The sequence below is a fragment of the Streptomyces griseobrunneus genome (assembly GCF_046713465.1).
Lineage (GTDB): Bacteria > Actinomycetota > Actinomycetes > Streptomycetales > Streptomycetaceae > Streptomyces > Streptomyces microflavus.
Window position 1 is genome coordinate 2,049,481 of the sequence record NZ_CP177080.1, and the last position, 15,877, is coordinate 2,065,357.

A 15,877-nucleotide genomic window follows, 5' to 3' on the forward strand; every position below is an offset into this window, starting at 1 on the left:
AATGCCGAGGAGGGCCGCAGCCCGTCGGCTGCGGCCCTCCTCCGGGTGCTCGTCGTTACGCGGCCAGCTTGGCCAGGGCCGCGTCGACGCGGGCCAGGCTCTTGTCGCGGCCCAGGATCTCCAGGGACTCGAAGAGCGGCAGGCCGATGGTGCGGCCGGTCACGGCGACCCGTACCGGGGCCTGCGCCTTGCCGAGCTTGAGGCCGTGGGCCTCGCCGGCGGTGAGCACGGCGTTCTTCAGGGCCTCGGCGTTCCAGTCGGCGGCGGCGAGGTTGGCCCGGGCGGTGGTCAGGAGCGCGTGGGAGCCCTCCTTCATCGCCTTGGTCCAGGACGCCTCGTCGTGCACCGGCTCGTCGAGGAAGAGGAAGTCGACGTTGGCGGTGATGTCGGAGAGCACCGTCACCCGGGTCTGGGCGTACGGGGCGATCTCCGCCCACTTGTCCTCGTCGAAGGCCTCCGGGGCCCAGGGGGCGAACGGGGCCTTCAGCCAGGGACCGCAGGCCTCGGTGAAGGCCTTCACGTCGAGCATCCGGATGTGCTCGGCGTTGATGTGCTCGCACTTCTTGAGGTCGAAGCGGGCCGGGTTGGCGTTGACGTCCTTGATGTCGAACGCCGCGATCAGCTCGTCCGTCGAGAAGATGTCGCGGTCCTCGGCGATCGACCAGCCGAGCAGCGACAGGTAGTTCAGCAGGCCCTCGGGGAGGAAGCCGCGCTCCCGGTAGAGGTTGAGGGAGGCCTGCGGGTCGCGCTTGGAGAGCTTCTTGTTGCCCTCGCCCATGACGTACGGCAGGTGGCCGAAGGCGGGGGTCTCCTTGGCGATGCCCAGCTCGATGAGCGCCCGGTAGAGGGCGATCTGGCGCGGGGTGGAGGAGAGCAGGTCCTCGCCGCGCAGGACGTGGGTGATCTCCATCAGCGCGTCGTCGACCGGGTTGACCAGCGTGTAGAGCGGGGCCCCGTTGGCGCGGACGATGCCGTAGTCCGGGACGTTCTCCGGCTGGACGGTGATGTCGCCGCGGACCAGGTCGGTGAAGGTGATGGCCTCGTCGGGCATCCGGAAGCGGACGATCGAGCTGCGGCCCTCGGCCTCGTACGCGGCCTTCTGCTCGGCGGTGAGGTCGCGGCAGTGGCCGTCGTAGCCGGACGGCTTGCCTGCGGCGCGGGCGGCGTCGCGGCGGGTGTCCAGCTCCTCGGTGGTGCAGTAGCAGGGGTAGGCGTACCCGGCGGCGAGCAGCTTCTCGGCGACGTCCTTGTAGAGGTCCATCCGCTGCGACTGGCGGTAGGGGGCGTGCGGGCCGCCGATCTCGGGGCCCTCGTCCCAGTCCAGGCCCAGCCAGCGCATCGAGTCGAGCAGCTGCTGGTAGGACTCCTCGGAGTCGCGTGCCGCGTCGGTGTCCTCGATCCGGAAGACCAGGGTGCCCTGGTGGTGCCGGGCGAAGGCCCAGTTGAACAGGGCCGTCCGGACCAGGCCCACGTGGGGGTTGCCGGTCGGGGAGGGACAGAAACGGACGCGTACAGGTGCGTTAGCCACGCTTGATCACCTTGTTGGTGAGAGTGCCGATGCCTTCGATGGTGACGGCGACCTCGTCGCCGACGTGCAGGGGGCCGACCCCTGCGGGGGTGCCTGTGAGGATCACATCGCCGGGGAGCAGCGTCATGGCCTCCGTGATGTGGACGATCAGGTCCTCGATGGAGCGGACCATGTCGCTCGTGCGGCCGAGCTGTCGCTGCTCGCCGTTGACCGTCGCCTGGATGGTGAGGTCGTGGGGGTCCAGGTCGGTCTCCACCCAGGGCCCCAGCGGGCAGGAGGTGTCGAAGCCCTTGGCGCGGGCCCACTGCTTCTCGCGTTCCTGCACATCGCGGGCGGTGACGTCGTTGGCGCAGGTGTAGCCGAGGATGACGTCCTTGACGCGCTCGCGCGGGACCTCGCGGCACATGCGGCCGATGACCACGGCCAGCTCGGCCTCGTGGTGCAGGTCGTCGGAGAAGGAGGGGTACTCGATCGCGTCGCCGGAGCCGATCACCGAGGTGGTGGGCTTGAAGAAGGTGATGGGCGCGTCGGGGACCTCGTGGCCGAGCTCGGCGGCGTGCTCCGCGTAGTTGCGGCCGATGGCCACGACCTTGTTGGGGAGCACGGGGGGCAGCAGCCGGACCTTGTTCAGCGGGACCTTGGTGCCCGAGAGCTCGAAGTCGGCGTACGGGATGCCCTTGATGATGTCGAGGACGAGGTCACCGGATTCCACGGTGCCCTGTCCCTCGACGGCGCCGAAGGCGACATTGCCGTCGATGGAGAACCTGGCGATGCGCACGGGATGCTGTCGCCCCTCACTTGCTGGCTGGCTGAAGACTGACGCTCCAGGCTAACGCGGTGAGGGGGCACAGCCTCGCCCATTACGGGGCCGCTACTGGGCGGCCGTGACCGGGGCTTCCATGAGGATGGTGCGGCGCGGGTTGGCCGTCACGGTCGGCAGGTCGGCGGCGTGCTCCGGCAGGAAGGGCGTCTGCAGCGCGTCGGCGTCCTTGAGGTGCGCCAGCGTGGTGCGCCGGGGGTTGGCAATGTTGCGGAACATCGTCGTCGTCTTCATCTGCCGTCAGGACCCTGTCGGTATGGGCGCCACCTCGGCGGCGCCGGCTTGTCGGATTCGCCATCCCTGTAAAGCGTCAGGCTAAACATCCGATTCCCCGTCGGCGCCCGGATGAGGCGACGATCATCATGTGAGTTTGCTCACGAAGTAAGGGACAATTAGGCCATTGCGGACGGGTGGTCGAGGTGAAGGAAACGGACATTACCTCCCTGAATCCATCATTCCGCTCCTGATCGTCGCGACTGGGACACCCCCCACCCCTAAGCGACTCATCCCCGATAGTCCGTTTTACCCACGATCACTCTGCACTGTTCGTTACTCATTCATCACAACGTGTCACCCAGGTCACAGCCCGGTACATGGCCCTTGTTGGAGATCCTGCACTGTGCTGCAATTCCACGCACCGCCGCGGGTTTCAGACTGGCGCACCGGGGCGCAACGCAGCGCCGAGGGGCGGCGGGAGGGGAAGTACGCCGGTCACTCAACGACCACCATGGGGCGCGTCCAGCGCCCCACGACGCCGACACCGTTCTGTCCGTTCGCGGACGGAACGCCTGGTCCAGAGGTTGCGACGCTAGTGCAGGGACGTTTCAAGAGGGATGGCAGCGCTCCGGCGGAACAGGAGCCGCGCGGCGGGACCGACCGCGGTTCCTCGCCCCAGCACGCCCAGAACCCCGGGCCGGCCGCTGCCGGCGACAACGGCGACCGCGCGCAGCGCCCGGCCTCCACGACGAGCGGCGGAGCCGAGCCGGGCACACCTCCCGCTTCCCGCGGCCCGGTCGATACGGGCTCGCGAATAGCGCTCCGTAACTGGCGCATCAGTACGCGACTGGTCTCACTCCTCGCCCTCCCCGTGGTCGCAGCGACCAGCCTGGGCGGTCTGAGGATCAACGAGTCCATGACCGACATGCAGCAGCTGGAGCACATGCAGCTGCTGACCCAGATGACCAAGCAGGCGACCTCGCTCGCCCAGGCACTCCAGGTGGAGCGCGACCAGTCCGCCGGTCCGCTCTCCAACGGGTCCAAGGCCACCGACTACAAGGTCTCCCAGCCCCGGGAGAAGACCGACCGGGCCAAGGACGCGTTCCTGGACGCGACCAACGAGATCGGCGACTTCGAGAACGACGACGCGCTGGAGAGCATCCACGCGAGCGTCGCCCAGATCGCCTCCCAGCTCGGCGACATCCGGTCGATCCGCAAGTCGGCGTACGAGGACGGCGCGCCGTCCCTCAACACCATCGACCAGTACAGCCAGCTGATCACCTCGCTGCTCAGCCTGTCCCAGGACATGGCCCAGGCGACCAGCAACCCCGACATGATCAAGCGGACCCGGGCCCTGGCGGCGTTCTCCTCCGCCAAGGAGTACGCCTCGATCCAGCGCGCGATCATCGCGGCCGCGCTGCCCGGCGGTTCGGTCAAGGAACCGCACCTCAACGAGAACGACAAGCAGTTCGGCTCCAACGCGCTCGACAAGGAGACGCGGGCCATCAGCTCGTTCAAGTCGATCTACGGGTCGACCGGCGAGAGTGCGGTGGACCTGATGGCTCCGCTGGACAACGGCAACAACCCCGAGATCAACGCGGCGAACATGTACGCCAAGCACATCCTCGACACCCCGAACGGGATCGACGGGGCGAAGGTGCGCTCGTACATGGACTGGTACGACCAGTCCTCCACCAAGATCGACGCGATGAAGACGATCGAGACCACCCTCCTCAGCGACATGGAGGCCAAGGCGCGCGAGCTGCGCGAGGCCTCCCAGCGCGAGGCGATCATCAACGGTGCGGTCATCCTCCTCGTCCTCGGTGTCTCGCTGGTCGGCGCCTTCGTGGTGGCCCGCTCCATGATCCGCTCGCTGCGCCGCCTCCAGGACACCGCGACCCGCGTCGCCCAGGACCGGCTGCCCGAGCTCGTCAAGCAGCTCTCCGAGACCGACCCGCAGGACGTCGACACCTCCGTCGAGTCGGTCGGTGTGCACTCCCGGGACGAGATCGGCCAGGTGGCCGCGGCCTTCGACGACGTGCACCGCGAGGCCGTCCGCCTCGCCGCCGAGCAGGCCCTTCTGCGAGGCAACGTCAACGCGATGTTCACCAACCTCTCGCGGCGTTCGCAGGGCCTCATCCAGCGTCAGCTCTCGCTCATCTCCGAGCTGGAGTCGCGCGAGGCCGACCCGGACCAGCTCTCCTCGCTCTTCAAGCTCGACCACCTCGCGACCCGTATGCGCCGTAACGGTGAGAACCTCCTCGTCCTCGCGGGCGAGGAGCCGGGCCGCCGGTGGACCCGCCCCGTCCCGCTGGTCGACGTGCTCCGTGCCGCCGCCTCCGAGGTGGAGCAGTACGAGCGCATCGAACTCTCCGCGGTGCCCGCCACCGAGGTCGCGGGCCGGGTCGTCAACGACCTCGTGCACCTCCTCGCCGAGCTGCTGGAGAACGCGACATCTTTCTCCTCACCGCAGACGAAGGTCCGGGTCACCGGTCACGCGCTGCCCGACGGCCGGGTGCTGGTCGAGATCCACGACACCGGTATCGGCCTCTCCCCCGAGGACCTCGCGGCGATCAACGAGCGGCTCGCGCAGCCGCCCACCGTGGACGTCTCGGTCTCCCGCCGCATGGGTCTGTTCGTGGTCGGCCGGCTGTCGCTGCGTCACGGCATCCGGATCCAGCTGCGCCCCTCCGACTCCGGCGGCACGACCGCGCTGGTCATGCTGCCCGTCGATGTCGCCCACGGCGGCAAGCAGCCCCCGTCCAAGCAGGGCCCCGGCCAGCAGCCCGGCGGCGCCCCCGGCGGCCTCCTCGCCGGCAACGGCGCGGGCAGCGGCCAGCGGCCGGGCATCGGCGGCGGACCCGGCGGACCGGGGGCCAAGAGCCTCGGCTCCGCCCCCGGCGGCCAGCGCGGCCAGGTCGGTGCGGGCTCCGGCCCGCGCGCCGCCCTCCCCGCGCGGGACAACGGCCCCGGCCACCCGCAGAACAACGGCCCGCAGAACCCCGGCAACCCGAGCCAGGGCGGCCAGCCCTTCCCGGGCCAGGAGCCCCAGCGCCAGGGCGGCGGCGGCCTCTCCGGCGCCTTCGGCAACGGTGCCCGGCTCGGCGCACGCGGTCAGGGCGATGCTCCCGGCCGTACGGAGCCGGGCCAGCCGAACCTGTTCGGCCACGGCGCTCCGGCCTCCCCCGGCCAGAACGGCCGCTCGAACACGTTCGCCCCGCAGAACCAGCAGGGCCAGCAGGGCCGCCCCGGCCAGCCGCAGTACCAGCAGGGGCCCGGCGCGCCGCAGCCCCAGCAGGCCCGGCACGAGCAGAACGGCCCCGGCACCCAGGGCGGCTTCCAGCAGCCAGGCGGCCCCGGCCGCCAGCTGCCGCCGACCGGTGGTCCGCGGGCCGAGCTGCCCGGCGGCAACGCCCAGCAGCGGCCGCAGGCCGCGGGCTGGGGCGCCGACGGCCCCCGGGGCCACGAGGAGCACGAGACGACCGGGCAGTTCGCCCGGCCGACGGGCAACGGCCAGGACCAGGCGTTCGACGCCCCGCTGAACCAGCGGCCGGCCGACGGCCACCAGGACCCGGGCGCGACCTCGCAGTTCGCCCGGCCGGACTTCAACGCGCCTCAGGGCCAGGGGTACGGCCAGCAGGCCCAGGACCCGGCGAGCACCGCCCAGTTCGCGCGGCCCGACTTCAACGCGCCGCTCCAGCAGAACCAGGGCCAGGGGCTGCCCGCGCCGCGTCAGCGCGGCCGGGACGGCAACGACTTCGGCGCCCCGCGTCCGTCGGCGTCCCCGGCGGGCGAGCCCCCGTACCGGCCCGCGCTCCCCCAGCAGCCGGAGGCCCTGCCGCCGGCCGGTCCCGGGGACGGTCGCACGCCGCTGTACGACACCCTGGAGACCAACTGGTTCCACGGCCCGGGCCAGGGCGGCCAGCAGACCCCCGAGCCGCAGGCGCCGGCCGCTCCGGAGCCCACCGGTGTGCCCGTTCCGCCAATGCCCCAGCGTGGTGCGGCCGAGCCCCCGGTCACCAGCTCCTGGCGTGCCTCGCCCAACGACGAACTCGTACGGCAGGCCGAGCGGGTCAAGAAGCCGGCTGCCGGCGGGGTCACCACTTCCGGGCTGCCCCGCCGTGTTCCCCGCGCCAATTTGGTTCCGGGGACCGCTCAGCAGCAGAATCACCAGTCCGGACCTCAGGTCTCGCGTGCGCCCGATGACGTGCGCGGTCGTCTCACCAATCTCCGCCGGGGCATCCAGCAGGGACGGCAGGCCAACAACGGCCCGTCGACCGGCAGTATCCATCTCGGCCCCACTCACCAGCAGGAGCGTTAGTTGAGCCCCATGAGTCAGGCCGCGCAGAATCTGAACTGGCTGATCACCAACTTCGTGGACAACACCCCAGGGGTGTCCCACACGGTGGTGGTCTCCGCGGATGGCCTGCTGCTGGCGATGTCCGAAGGTTTCCCGCGCGACCGCGCCGATCAGCTGGCGGCCGTCGCCTCCGGTCTGACGTCGCTGACCGCGGGCGCCTCGCGGATCTTCGAGGGCGGCGCCGTCAGCCAGACCGTTGTGGAGATGGAGCGCGGGTTCCTCTTCCTGATGTCCATCTCCGACGGATCCTCACTCGCCGTCCTCGCCCACCCGGACGCCGACATCGGTCTGGTCGGGTACGAGATGGCCCTCCTGGTCGACCGTGCGGGCACCGTCCTCACGCCCGACCTCCGCGCCGAGCTCCAGGGCAGTCTGCTCCATTAGGCGGCCGTCCTGCGGATTCACGACACGATCCCCCCAGGTAATGCCCACAACCCTCACCCGCCAGGCCGCCTTAGTCCCCTCACCGGCCCCTTGCAGACGGCAAGCCGAGAACCTGCTGTCACGCCCGGAGGATTCATGACCCCGCCACCCGCCTCACCCGATCCGTACGGCGCACTGCACCACGCGTCGTACGACGAGGGAGGCGACCAGCCGCTGGTTCGTCCTTATGCCATGACCGGCGGCCGGACCCGGCCGCGTTACCAGCTCGCGATAGAGGCACTGGTCAGCACCACCGCGGACCCGGCGCATCTGGGGACGCTGCTCCCCGAGCATCAGCGGATCTGCCACCTGTGCCGTGAGGTCAAGTCGGTGGCCGAGGTCTCCGCGCTGCTGTCGATGCCGCTCGGTGTCGCCCGCATCCTTGTGGCGGACCTGGCGGAAGCCGGCATGGTGGCCATCCACCAGCCGGGCAATGGAGAGGCCGGCGGCGCGCCGGATGTGACACTGCTCGAAAGGGTGCTCAGTGGACTTCGCAAGCTCTAGCGGCGGTACGGCCCGCGCCACTACCTCCGCGAAGATCGTGGTGGCGGGCGGCTTCGGCGTGGGCAAGACCACGTTCGTCGGTGCCGTTTCGGAGATCAACCCGCTGCGCACCGAGGCCGTCATGACGTCCGCGTCCGCGGGCATCGACGACCTGACCCACACCGGGGACAAGACGACGACCACCGTCGCCATGGACTTCGGCCGTATCACGCTCGACCAGGACCTGATCCTGTACCTCTTCGGTACGCCGGGCCAGGACCGCTTCTGGTTCATGTGGGACGACCTGGTCCGCGGCGCCATCGGCGCCGTCGTCCTCGTCGACACCCGCCGCCTCGCCGACTGCTTCCCCGCCGTCGACTACTTCGAGAACAGCGGCCTCCCCTTCGTCATCGCCCTCAACGGCTTCGACGGACACCAGCCCTACACCCCCGACGAGGTACGCGAGGCCCTGCAGATCGGGCCGGACGCACCCATCATCACCACGGATGCCCGGCATCGTGCGGATGCCAAGAGCGGCCTGATCACCCTGGTCGAGCACGCCCTGATGGCACGCCTGAAGTAGCCCGGACAAGTAGGCGGAAGTCGTTTTTGCCATACGGAAGTTGTTGTAGTCACGCGGGGGCGGCCTGTGTCGTTTGACACGGTCCGCCCCCGTGTTCATAACGTTTCGACAGAGAATTGGCTCCGCGCCACCACCCGACGCATCCATACGGTGCCACTGCGCTCACATGAGCCCCGCCTTTTGACGGGGCTCGCTCTTTATGCCCGTTTTATCTGAGGCGTGGGCCACTCGGAATGATCGATTCCGAGTGTTTGGAAGGGGGCCCGTCCCCGTGCTGCAATGCGTCGAACTCCCGAGTAGTTACGGCCCTGAACGAATAATCCGGCACAACGTAGGTGCCGACGCCGAGAGGTTGTTGGTCGAGTGAGGCGAAGCAACGAGGGCTCCGCGGTGCAGCCCGAGCGGGGTAACTTCACCCCGCCGTCGCACGCTGCTGCGTCGCCTGCACAGGCGCCCGAGCCGGAGCCGGCAGGTGGCAGCACCAGCCGGTTCTCCCCGCGCAACTGGCGGGTGGCCACCCGGCTGAACGCGATCCTCCTGATCCCGGTCATCGTCGGCCTGATCATGGGCGGCTTCCAGGTGAAGGGCTCCATCGACACCTGGAGCGAGGCGCAGGAGGCCGAGAAGATCGCGCTCGTCGTCCGCGCGGCGTCGGACTACGGTCAGGCGCTCCTCGACGAGCGGGACCTCACCGCCCAGCCGCTGCTCTCCGGCGACCGGGAGGCCGACATCGTCGAGCAGTCCCGGGCCACCACGGACGAGGCGCGTGCGGCTTTCGAGGCCGCGGTGAAGGAGATGCCGGCCAAGCCGGGTCTGGAGCGCCGTCTCAAGCTCTTCAAGGGCGAGGAGCCCAAGCTCCCCGAGCTCCGCAAGGCCGCCTACTCGCAGGCGCTGGACCCGGTGAAGACCGAAGAGGGCTACACCCAGGTCCAGCACTCGCTGATGGAGTTCTCCAACGAGCTCGGCCTCGGCACCGGCAACATCACCAGTTACGGCCGTACCGTCTACGCGATCGAGCTGGCCAAGGCTGCAGAATCGCTTCAGCGCTCGATCGGCATGCACCTGCTGGTGCGCCCGAGCAAGAAGCCCGGCACCTACAACGACCAGGTCAAGGCCTTCGGCTCGTACAACTACATGGAGCAGATCGCTCTCGCCGAGTTCAACTCCGGTGGTACCCAGGCCGATGTGGACCGCCTCAAGCAGGTCATGGCGGGCAAGGCCGCCGAGGGCGCCAAGCAGCTCAAGGCCGCCCGTGAGCAGGCCGAGGCCGCGGGTCAGCCGTTCGTGTCGCCGCCGAGCATCGACGGTTCGGTCTTCGACGGCATGGCCCAGCAGATCGGCCAGGGCCAGGACCCCGAGGACCTGGCGAAGAAGGGCATCACGCCCGAGACCTGGATGGCCGCCGCCACCGCCAAGTTCCAGGGGTACGCCACCGTCGAGGACGAGCTCGTCACCAAGGCGGTGAACGAGGCCGCGGAGATATCCTCCGACGCCAAGCGGGACGCGATCGTCAACGGTCTGGCCGTCGTCATCGCCCTGCTGGCCGCCTTCCTGGTGGCCGGGCTCATGGCCCGCCAGATGAGCCGCTCGATGCGCCAGCTGCGTACCGCCGCCTTCTCCATCGCCGAACAGCGGCTGCCCTCCCTCGTCGACCAGCTCTCCCGCACCGACCCGGGCCGGGTCGACACCCGGGTGCAGCCCATCCCGATCACCACGCAGGACGAGATCGGCGAGGTCGCCCGCGCCTTCGACCAGGTGCACCGCGAGGCCGTCCGGCTCGCCGCCGAGCAGGCCATGCTGCGGGGCAACGTCAACGCGATCTTCACCAACCTCTCGCGCCGCAACCAGTCGCTCATCGAGGGCCAGCTGACCCTCATCACCGACCTGGAGAACAACGAGGCCGACCCGGACCAGCTGGAGAGCCTCTTCAAGCTGGACCACCTGGCCACCCGTATGCGGCGCAACGGCGAGAACCTCCTCGTCCTGTCGGGCGAGGAGCCGGGCCGCCGCTGGGACCAGCCGGTGCCGCTGGTCGACGTCCTGCGCGCCGCCTCCTCCGAGGTGGAGTCGTACGAGCGCGTCGAGCTCTCCGGTGTCCCCGAGGCCGAGATCCACGGCCGGGCCGTCACCGACCTCGTGCACCTGCTGGCCGAGCTGCTGGAGAACGCCACCACGTTCTCCTCGCCGCAGACCAAGGTCCGTGTCACCGCGACCCGGCTGCCCGACGGCCGGGTGATGGTCGAGATCCACGACAAGGGCATCGGCCTCACCGCCGAGGACTTCGCCGACATCAACCACAAGCTGGCCAACCCGCCGACCGTGGACGCCGCGGTCTCCCAGCGCATGGGCCTGTTCGTGGTCGGCCGGCTCGCCGACCGGCACGGCATCCGGGTCCAGCTGCGCCCCTCGGGCGAGCAGGCCGGAACCACCTCGCTGGTCATGCTCCCCGACGCCATCACCCACGGTGGCGGTGGCGAATCCGGCCACGGGCAGGACGACTTCACCGTCTCCTCGATCATTCCCGAGCAGCGGGACGCCTTCGAACCGGCGCCCCAGCACGGCCAGATGCGCACCGCGGCGGAGCTCGGCTTCGACGACTCGCGCTACGAGGTCCCGGCGGACCCGGGCCAGCTGGACCCGGTCAACCGTTCGCTGATGCGCGAGGAGCGCAGGGCGGCGCTGGAGGCCCAGACCGGCAGCCCGTTCCCGGACGGCTCCCAGGGGCAGCAGAACTACGGCCAGGAGCAGTACGCGCAGGAGCCGTACGCCGGGCAGGCCCCGTACAACGGCTCGCAGGGTCAGGACCAGTACGACGGCTCGCAGAACTACGCGCAGGATTCCTACGGCCAGGAGCAGTACGGCCAGGACTCCGCCCAGCAGGGCCAGGCCCCGTACGCCGGCTCCTACGAGCAGCAGTACGGCACCGGGGACGGCTACCCGCAGCAGCAGAACGGGACGGAGCCCCAGGCTCAGGAGGGGTACGCGGAAGCGGCATATGCCGCTCCGGAGAACCCGCAGGATCCGTACGCGGCCGACCGGTACGCTGCCCCGACCGGCCAGTCCCACCAGGACGACTGGCCTGTTCAGAGCGGTTTCCAAAACACATTTGAGCCGGTTCGACAGGCTGAGGCGGAATCTGTTCCGAGCGTTCCCGCGCCGCAGCAGGAGCGCGTAGGCTTCGACAGTCCGGGGTCCGCCCCGAACGTCGGCCACGAGCTGACCGAAGCCGGTCTGCCTCGCCGCGGTGGTGCGCAGCACTGGCAGCCGAGCGGCCGGGGCAACGACCAGCCCGCTGCGGCTCCGGCTCCTGCCGCGGCCCCTGCTCCGGCTCCGCAGCCGCAGCAGGAAGAGCGGCAGGCCTCGCAGACCGACGGGGACGGCACCGACGACTGGCGCTCGACGAATGACGAGCGCTGGGAGCGGGCCGAGAAGCTCCGTGAGCCGAAGGCGGGCGGAATCACCCCCTCCGGCCTCCCCCGGCGCGTGCCCAAGGCCAACCTGGTCGAGGGCACGGCGGAGCAGACCCAGCAGGGCGGCCCACAGGTCTCCCGCGCTCCCGAGGACGTCCGCGGCAGGTTGAGCAACCTGCGGCGGGGAGTCCAGCGGGGACGCAGCGCCGGGTCGGACACCAGTACCACCTACAACCAGGAGCGTTAGTGTGAGCCCGATGAGCCAGGCGGCGCAGAATCTCAACTGGTTGATCACCAACTTCGTGGACAACACCCCCGGGGTGTCGCACACGGTGGTGGTCTCCGCCGACGGACTCCTGCTGGCCATGTCCGAAGGATTCCCGCGCGACCGCGCCGACCAGCTGGCGGCCGTCGCCTCCGGTCTGACATCGCTGACCGCGGGCGCCTCCCGGATCTTCGAGGGCGGGGCGGTGAACCAGACCGTTGTGGAGATGGAGAGGGGATTCCTCTTCCTGATGTCCATCTCGGACGGTTCGTCACTCGCCGTTCTCGCCCACCCGGATGCCGATATCGGTCTGGTCGGGTACGAAATGGCACTTCTGGTCGACCGCGCGGGCAGTGTTCTGACCCCGGATCTCCGCGCCGAACTTCAGGGAAGCCTTCTTAACTAGTAGACAGACAGTGCGTTTCTCGCCACCGCGCCATAAGGTGCGGTGGCGCGGCCCCACTGGGATCGGCGACCGGCAGTCGGAGGAGGAAACGTGGCAGCACCCACAGGCGGACACCCATACGAGGGTGAACAGAGGGTTCCGGGTGAGCACGGTGACAACCGTTTCGGCTACCCCGCAGGATCCGGCGGCCAGGCCCCGGGGAACGCATATCAGCCATACCAGCAGCCGCAGCAGTCACAGGGCGCCCACGGCGCGCAGGGGTCCGAGTGGCCCCAGCAGCAGCCGGGTTCGCCGTGGCCGCAGCAGCAGCCGCAGCAGTCCCAGCGGTACGACGCACCCCAGCAGCAGCATATCCAGCCGGTGCAGCAGCGGCGGGCTCCCGAGCCCGCCAAGCCCGCCGCGCACAATCCGCTGGTCCGTCCGTACGCCATGACCGGCGGCCGGACCCGGCCGCGTTACCAGCTCGCCATCGAGGCGCTGGTCAGCACGACGGCCGATCCGTCCCGGCTGCAAGGGCAGTTGCCCGAGCACCAGCGGATCTGCCGGCTCTGCATCGAGATCAAGTCGGTCGCCGAGGTTTCGGCCCTTCTCTCGATCCCCCTCGGCGTTGCCCGGATCCTCGTCGCCGACCTGGCCGAGGCCGGACTCGTCGCTATCCATCAGCCCGGCGGCGACGAGGCCGCCGGCGGCCAGCCAGATGTGACACTGCTCGAAAGGGTGCTCAGTGGACTTCGCAAGCTCTAGCGGCGGAGCGGCCCGCTCCACTACCTCGGCGAAGATCGTGGTGGCAGGGGGCTTCGGCGTGGGTAAGACCACGTTTGTCGGTGCCGTTTCGGAGATCAATCCGCTGCGCACCGAAGCCGTGATGACGTCCGCGTCCGCGGGCATCGACGATCTGACCCACACCGGGGACAAGACCACCACGACGGTGGCCATGGACTTCGGACGTATCACCCTGGACCAGGACCTGATCCTGTACCTCTTCGGTACGCCGGGCCAGGACCGCTTCTGGTTCATGTGGGACGACCTGGTCCGCGGCGCCATCGGCGCCGTCGTCCTCGTCGACACCCGCCGCCTCGCCGACTGCTTCCCCGCCGTCGACTACTTCGAGAACAGCGGCCTCCCCTTCGTCATCGCCCTCAACGGCTTCGACGGACACCAGCCCTACACCCCCGACGAGGTACGTGAAGCGCTGCAGATCGGGCCGGACACCCCGATCCTGACGACGGACGCCCGGCACCGCGCCGACGCCAAGAGCGCGCTCATCACGCTGGTCGAGCACGCCCTGATGGCCCGCCTGCGCTGAGGCCTCCGGCACTCCGGTACGTACGAAGAAGGGCCCCGCAACTCCTTGAGGAGTGCGGGGCCCTTCTTCGTACGGCGCTGTGGGCGGGTCAGCCCTGCCAGCTGTGCGGCGCGCGGAAGCCCGGCGTGCGCTCCAGGCGGCGCCAGCCGGCCGTGTCGCGGCCGCGGTGGGCGGCGGTGGCGGGCTGGGCGGCGGCGCGGGCCATCAGGACGGCGGTGATGGCCGCCAGCTCCTCGGGGTCGGCGTGCCCCTTCTCGACGCGCAGGACGGACTCGGAGGAAGTGAGGCTCATGGTGGGGTGTCTCCGTCTTCTCGGCAGGGTGTCGTGGACCGTGCGGCGGATCGCGCCGCTGCGGAGGGCGACTACTGCGGGGGGTTGCCGTGCTTGCGGGACGGCAGGTCGGCGTGCTTGTTGCGGAGCATGGCGAGCGAGGCGATGAGCACCTCGCGGGTCTCGGCGGGGTCGATGACGTCGTCGACCAGGCCGCGCTCGGCCGCGTAGTAGGGGTGCATCAGCTCGGCCTTGTACTCCTTGACCATGCGGGCGCGCATGGCCTCGGGGTCCTCGGCGTCCGCGATCTGGCGGCGGAAGATGACATTGGCGGCACCTTCGGCGCCCATCACCGCGATCTCGTTGGTGGGCCAGGCGTAGGTGAGGTCCGCCCCGATGGACTGGCTGTCCATGACGATGTAGGCGCCTCCGTAGGCCTTGCGCAGGATGAGCGAGATCCGGGGCACGGTGGCGTTGCAGTAGGCGTAGAGCAGCTTGGCGCCGTGCCGGATGATCCCACCGTGCTCCTGGTCGACGCCGGGAAGGAAGCCGGGGACGTCCAGAAGGGTGATGATCGGAATGTTGAACGCGTCGCACATCTGGACGAAGCGAGCGGCCTTCTCGGAGGCCTCGATGTCCAGGACACCCGCGAGGGCCTGCGGCTGGTTGGCGACGATGCCGACGACCTGGCCGTCGAGGCGGGCCATCGCGCAGATGATGTTGCGCGCCCAGCGCTCGTGGATCTCCAGGTAGTCGCCGTCGTCGACGAGCTCCTCGATCACCTGGTGCATGTCGTACGGGCGGTTGCCGTCGGCGGGGACCAGGTCCAGCAGGACGTCGCCGCGCCGGTCGGCCGGGTCGTCGCTCTCGACGGTCGGCGGGTTCTCGCGGTTGTTGGAGGGCAGCATCCCGATGAGGTAGCGGACTTCGGCGATGCAGGTCTCCTCGTCGTCGTACGCGAAGTGCGCGACGCCCGAGGTCTCGGCGTGCACGTCGGCGCCGCCGAGGCCGTTCTGGGTGATCTCCTCGCCGGTGACCGCCTTCACGACGTCCGGTCCGGTGATGAACATCTGCGAGGTCTCACGGACCATGAAGACGAAGTCGGTGAGCGCCGGGCTGTACGCCGCGCCGCCCGCGCACGGGCCGAGCATCACGCTGATCTGCGGGATGACACCCGAGGCGCGCGTGTTGCGCTGGAAGATGCCGCCGTAGCCGGCGAGGGCCGAGACGCCCTCCTGGATACGGGCACCGGCGCCGTCGTTCAGGGAGACCAGTGGGGCACCGGCCGAGATGGCCATGTCCATGATCTTGTGGATCTTCGTGGCGTGGGCCTCGCCCAGCGCGCCGCCGAAGATCCGGAAGTCGTGCGCGTAGACGAAGACCGTCCGGCCCTCGACCGTGCCCCAGCCGGTGATGACACCGTCGGTGTACGGCTTCTTGGCCTCCAGGCCGAACCCGGTCGCCCGGTGCCGGCGGAGCTGCTCGACCTCCCGGAACGAGCCCGCGTCCAGCAGCAGCTCGATGCGCTCCCGCGCGGTCAGCTTGCCCTTGGCGTGCTGCGCCTGGGTCGCGCGCTCGCTGGGGCCCCGCCGGGCCTGCTCGCGCAGGGCCAGCAGTTCGGCCACCCGGCCACGCGTGTCGCTCGGCTCACCCTGGGTTTCGTCCACAACGGTCATGCATCGACCCTACGAACCCCGACCCAGAAATCGTGCCGTCGACTCCGTACAGTCTCCTGCCCGGTTTCGTGGTGGGTGTGAACAGAACCATCCCACCGGGCACGCGATCCACCAGCGAAACGCCGTTCCA

The 15,877-nt window shown here is 69.8% G+C and carries 13 protein-coding genes; 8 read left to right on the forward strand and 5 right to left on the reverse strand.

Annotation, left to right across the window (positions count from 1 at the left end; genetic code table 11):
* Window positions 1–55 precede the first annotated feature (55 nt).
* The 3 genes from gltX to ACK8N7_RS08945 form a co-directional block, all read right to left on the reverse strand.
* Entirely contained in the window at window positions 56–1,528 is a 1,473-nt protein-coding gene (gene gltX, locus ACK8N7_RS08935) for a glutamate--tRNA ligase (protein ID WP_500441797.1), read from the reverse strand.
* Window positions 1,521–2,306 (reverse strand): fumarylacetoacetate hydrolase family protein, encoded by a 786-nt coding sequence (locus ACK8N7_RS08940; protein WP_403215063.1) that lies wholly within the window; start codon window positions 2,304–2,306, stop codon window positions 1,521–1,523. Before ACK8N7_RS08940 ends, gltX begins: the two co-directional genes overlap by 8 nt.
* A gap of 93 nt (window positions 2,307–2,399) precedes the next feature.
* Window positions 2,400–2,582 carry a hypothetical protein gene (locus ACK8N7_RS08945; protein WP_403215061.1) on the reverse strand — a complete coding sequence of 61 codons (183 nt, stop codon included), beginning with the start codon at window positions 2,580–2,582 and terminating at the stop codon, window positions 2,400–2,402.
* Between the two features lie 577 nt (window positions 2,583–3,159).
* Here ACK8N7_RS08945 and ACK8N7_RS08950 point away from each other — a divergent pair.
* From ACK8N7_RS08950 to ACK8N7_RS08985, 8 genes are all read left to right on the forward strand, one after another.
* Complete coding sequence (locus ACK8N7_RS08950) at window positions 3,160–6,885, forward strand: sensor histidine kinase (protein WP_500441799.1); 3,726 nt, start codon at window positions 3,160–3,162, stop codon at window positions 6,883–6,885.
* 9 nt (window positions 6,886–6,894) lie between these two features.
* A complete protein-coding gene (locus ACK8N7_RS08955; protein WP_006127850.1) occupies window positions 6,895–7,308 on the forward strand; it encodes a roadblock/LC7 domain-containing protein in 414 nt (137 codons plus the stop codon).
* 135 nt (window positions 7,309–7,443) lie between these two features.
* Window positions 7,444–7,851, forward strand: coding sequence for a DUF742 domain-containing protein (locus ACK8N7_RS08960; RefSeq protein ID WP_015611637.1), 408 nt, complete (start codon window positions 7,444–7,446; stop codon window positions 7,849–7,851).
* Window positions 7,832–8,413, forward strand: coding sequence for a GTP-binding protein (locus ACK8N7_RS08965; RefSeq protein ID WP_015611636.1), 582 nt, complete (start codon window positions 7,832–7,834; stop codon window positions 8,411–8,413). The genes ACK8N7_RS08960 and ACK8N7_RS08965 overlap by 20 nt, the downstream gene beginning before the upstream one ends.
* Window positions 8,414–8,776: 363 nt before the next feature.
* The gene (locus ACK8N7_RS08970; RefSeq protein ID WP_500441801.1) at window positions 8,777–12,070 is read left to right on the forward strand and encodes a sensor histidine kinase; all 3,294 of its coding nucleotides are present in this window, start codon (window positions 8,777–8,779) and stop codon (window positions 12,068–12,070) included.
* A gap of 10 nt (window positions 12,071–12,080) precedes the next feature.
* Window positions 12,081–12,494: a roadblock/LC7 domain-containing protein gene (locus ACK8N7_RS08975; RefSeq protein WP_030125847.1), complete on the forward strand. Its 414-nt coding sequence runs from the start codon at window positions 12,081–12,083 to the stop codon at window positions 12,492–12,494.
* A gap of 90 nt (window positions 12,495–12,584) precedes the next feature.
* Window positions 12,585–13,238, forward strand: coding sequence for a DUF742 domain-containing protein (locus tag ACK8N7_RS08980; RefSeq protein WP_403215056.1), 654 nt, complete (start codon window positions 12,585–12,587; stop codon window positions 13,236–13,238).
* Complete coding sequence (locus tag ACK8N7_RS08985) at window positions 13,219–13,800, forward strand: GTP-binding protein (protein ID WP_014048542.1); 582 nt, start codon at window positions 13,219–13,221, stop codon at window positions 13,798–13,800. Before ACK8N7_RS08980 ends, ACK8N7_RS08985 begins: the two co-directional genes overlap by 20 nt.
* Window positions 13,801–13,888: 88 nt before the next feature.
* Here ACK8N7_RS08985 and ACK8N7_RS08990 read toward each other — a convergent pair whose 3' ends face one another.
* Window positions 13,889–14,092 carry an acyl-CoA carboxylase subunit epsilon gene (locus tag ACK8N7_RS08990; RefSeq protein WP_403215054.1) on the reverse strand — a complete coding sequence of 68 codons (204 nt, stop codon included), beginning with the start codon at window positions 14,090–14,092 and terminating at the stop codon, window positions 13,889–13,891.
* A 71-nt stretch (window positions 14,093–14,163) separates the two neighbouring features.
* Entirely contained in the window at window positions 14,164–15,747 is a 1,584-nt protein-coding gene (locus ACK8N7_RS08995; RefSeq protein WP_403215052.1) for an acyl-CoA carboxylase subunit beta, read from the reverse strand.
* Between the last annotated feature and the right edge of the window lie 130 nt (window positions 15,748–15,877).